Below are 3469 nucleotides of genomic sequence, written 5' to 3'. Positions count from 1 at the left end.
GTAGGAACCGACGATAGCGCCCATAAGGAACAGAAGACCGCCAAAGGCGCGCGCGATGTAGTAGGGATGCATGGCGACCATGGACTCCACAAAGGAGTAGGTCAGCGTTCCGTTCTCGTTGTAGGTCCGCCACATCAGGCCTTGGATGATGCCCGAATTCCACATCGCGAAGACGTAGATAACCGTTCCGATAATGGCCAACCAGAAATGGACTTCGACCAGCCGCGCTGAATACATACGCTCGCGCTTCCAGAGCCACGGAACAATACAGTAGATCGAGCCGAACGTTATCAGCGCGACCCACCCAAGCGCGCCGGCGTGTACATGTCCGACGGTCCAGTCAGTGTAGTGGGATAGCGAGTTGACCGGGCGAATGGCCAAGAACGACCCCTCGAACGTGGTCAGTCCGTAAAAGACCGCCGCGGCCATCATGAAGCGCAGGGTCGCATCGTCGCGGACCTTGTGCCAGGCGCCGTTGAGCGTGGCGAGTGCGTTTCCGGCCGAAGCCCAGGAAGGTACCAGCAGGATCAGCGAGAAGGTCATGCCTAGCGTCTGAACCCATTGTGGCAACGCCGTGTAAAGCAGGTGGTGGGAACCCGCCCACATGTACATGAAGGTGATGCCCCAGAAACTGATAATGGAAAGCCTGTAGGAATAGATAGGCCGCCCGGCCCTCTTTGGCAGGTAGTAATACATCATGCCGAGAAAGCCGGCCGTAAGGAAGAACGCGACGGCGTTGTGGCCGTACCACCATTGAACCATCGCATCCTGGACACCTGAAAAGACGGAATAGCTCTTGGCGTGTCCGAACGATACCGGGACGGCAAGATTGTTCACGATGTGGAGGATCGCAACAACCAGGATGAAGGCCATATAGTACCAATTGGCGACATAGATGTGCGGTTCCTTCCGCCGCGCCAGCGTGCGGATGTAGATGGCAAAATACGTTACCCAGACGACGACCAGCCAGATATCAGCATACCATTCAGGCTCGGCGTATTCCTTCGATTGTGTCACGCCCATGAAGTAGCCGGTCGCCGCGACCACGCAGAACAGATTGTAGCCGATGAGCACGAACCATGGGCTGAACTGGTCCGGCAGCCGCGCCCGGGACGTGCGCTGGAGAACGTGGAAGGAGGTGGCGATCAGCGCGTTGCCGCCAAACCCGAAGATGAYGGCGCTGGTATGGGCGGGGCGCAGGCGGCCGAAGCTCGCCCACGCTGCATCGAAGGTCAGGTCCGGCCACGCGAGCAGGCTTGCGACCCAAACGCCGAGGAACATGCCGACCACCGCCCAGGCCATCGTCAGCACAATGCCGACCTTGCTGGGGTCGTCATAGTAATGCTCCAGCCGTTCTGGAGACGGCTCCGGTGCGTAATACGCGCCGAGCACCACAAAAATGAGACCACAGCAAATTGCCAAAACGATGAAGCCATGCACGCCGATTGGGTCTGCGCGCCCGGCGGCAGCCATGGCCAGCCCTAGGAGGGCGACAAGCGAGAGAACAACGATCGCAAGCTGGCGTTCGCCTGTTGTGAGCTGTGCAACCATATCAAGTGTCCCCCACTTGGTTGAACACAAATACGCCTACGTGCATTTCATATGATCCCCTTGTTACCGCATTGTCCAGAATAGTTTCGGCTGCCCGGCACCACTGGATCGCCCGCCCGTCAAGCTGCCGCTGCCTCATCCGCTTTCATTTGAAGGCGGACCGCACTGCCAACTGATTAGAGCCCAGGACGGTGCGTAATTGAGCGCCCTTCCTTGCCGAGGAGTTACGCGCTATGTTGAGAACCCATAACTGACATCAACAAGGTCRCTCGATTAACGAGCGCTGGCAAAGCGGCGTGAGAACTCCCTCGGTCGTTGCAGTCCAACGCCTCGATGTGGTCGCAGGTCTGACGGCCGCAGCCGTCGTCCTGCCTAAGGCGATGGCCTACGCGACGGTTGCGGGCCTGCCGGTAAGTATCGGGCTTTACACGGCGTTCGTGCCGATGATCGTCTATGCGCTGCTGGGCACATCGCGCGTCCTGAGTGTAAGCTCTACGACCACACTTGCGATCCTCGCCGGGACACAGCTCGGGCTCGCAGTTCCGGACGGTGACCCGGGCAGGCTGATCACCGCGACTGCGACGCTCACCGCGCTGACCGGAGCCCTGCTGATCGGGGCCTCCGTGCTTCGCCTCGGGTTCATCGCCAATTTCATCTCGTCTCCCGTTCTAACCGGCTTCAAGGCCGGCATCGGCCTTGTGATCGTACTCGATCAGGTGCCGAAGCTGCTTGGCGTGCACATTGCGAAGGAAGGCTTCCTCCGCGACATTTTGAGTGTGGCGCACCATTTGCCCGACATGTCGGTGCTCACTCTGATCATCGCCATCGCGGCAATACTCGCGCTGTTGGCCATGGAGCGGCTTTGGCCCCATTCGCCAGCTCCCCTGGTCGTGGTGAGTGCCGGGATCGTGCTTTCGTGGTTCCTTGGCTTGGATTCCTTGGGTGTTGCCACCGTGGGGTTCATTCCACAGTCGCTCCCGTCGGTCACCTTGCCCAGTCTCAGCCTTGTCCAGCAACTCTTGCCCGGCGCTCTCGGCATCGCATTGATGAGCTTCACCGAAACGATCGCCGCCGGCCGAGCCTTTGCCGACCCCGCCGAGCCACCCATCAAGCCCGACCGCGAGCTTCTTGCAACTGGCGCCGCCAACCTGGCAGGCGCTTTGTTCGGCGCCATGCCGGCGGGGGGTGGTACCTCCCAGACCGCCGTGGTCCGCGCGGTCGGCGGACACACGCAGATGGCGTCGCTCGTCACGGCCGCCGCCGCAGCGGCCACCATGCTGCTGCTTGCCCCTCTGCTCAGCCTGTTGCCGCAGTCCGTGCTGGCGGCAATCGTGATCGTCTACTCGATTGGACTAATTCAGCCGGCCGAGTTCATCTCCATCCGCAAGGTCCGGCGAATGGAGTTTCGATGGGCGCTGGCGGCCTTCCTTGGCGTGCTTGCTTTCGGCACGCTCCAGGGCATCGTCGTGGCGATTGTCCTGTCGCTGGCGGGCTTGGCCAGTCAGGCGGCGAACCCAAACGTCTACGTTATCGGCCGCAAACGGGGGGCCGACGTACTCCGGCCGTTGTCGTCCGAGCACCCGGACGACGAGACATTCGAGGGCCTGTTGATCCTTCGGCCTGAGGGACGGCTCTTCTTCGCCAATGCTCAACGGGTCGCGGATCGGATCCAGACCCTGGTCGCCGAGCACAAGCCGCGTGTCCTCGCGCTCGACATGAGCCGGGTTTTCGACATCGAGTATTCAGCCCTCCAGATGTTGATGGAGGGTGAACGCCGCATGACTGCGCAAGGCGTGACGTGTTGGCTKGTAGGGCTGAACCCCAGCGTACTTGAATACATCCGGGCCTCAGGCTTCGCCAATCGGCTGGGACCCGAGCGCCTATTTTCCAATGTACGGGCGGCCATTCAGCATTATAC

Annotated in this window: 2 protein-coding genes; one reads left to right on the top strand and one right to left on the bottom strand. The window is 60.9% G+C overall.

What is annotated here, in order from left to right; genetic code table 11:
- Positions 1-1551: cytochrome-c oxidase, cbb3-type subunit I (ccoN, locus tag ACXJ7R_RS27810; protein ID WP_457154622.1), on the bottom strand; the 1551-nt coding region annotated here is incomplete at its 3' end.
- 380 nt (positions 1552-1931) lie between these two features.
- Here ccoN and ACXJ7R_RS27805 point away from each other — a divergent pair.
- On the top strand, positions 1932-3469 hold a 1538-nt coding region (locus ACXJ7R_RS27805), incomplete at its 3' end, for a SulP family inorganic anion transporter (RefSeq protein ID WP_457154621.1).

Source organism: Mesorhizobium sp. P5_C1, from assembly GCF_054049815.1.
This window is presented reverse-complemented; position numbering and strand designations above follow the sequence as displayed.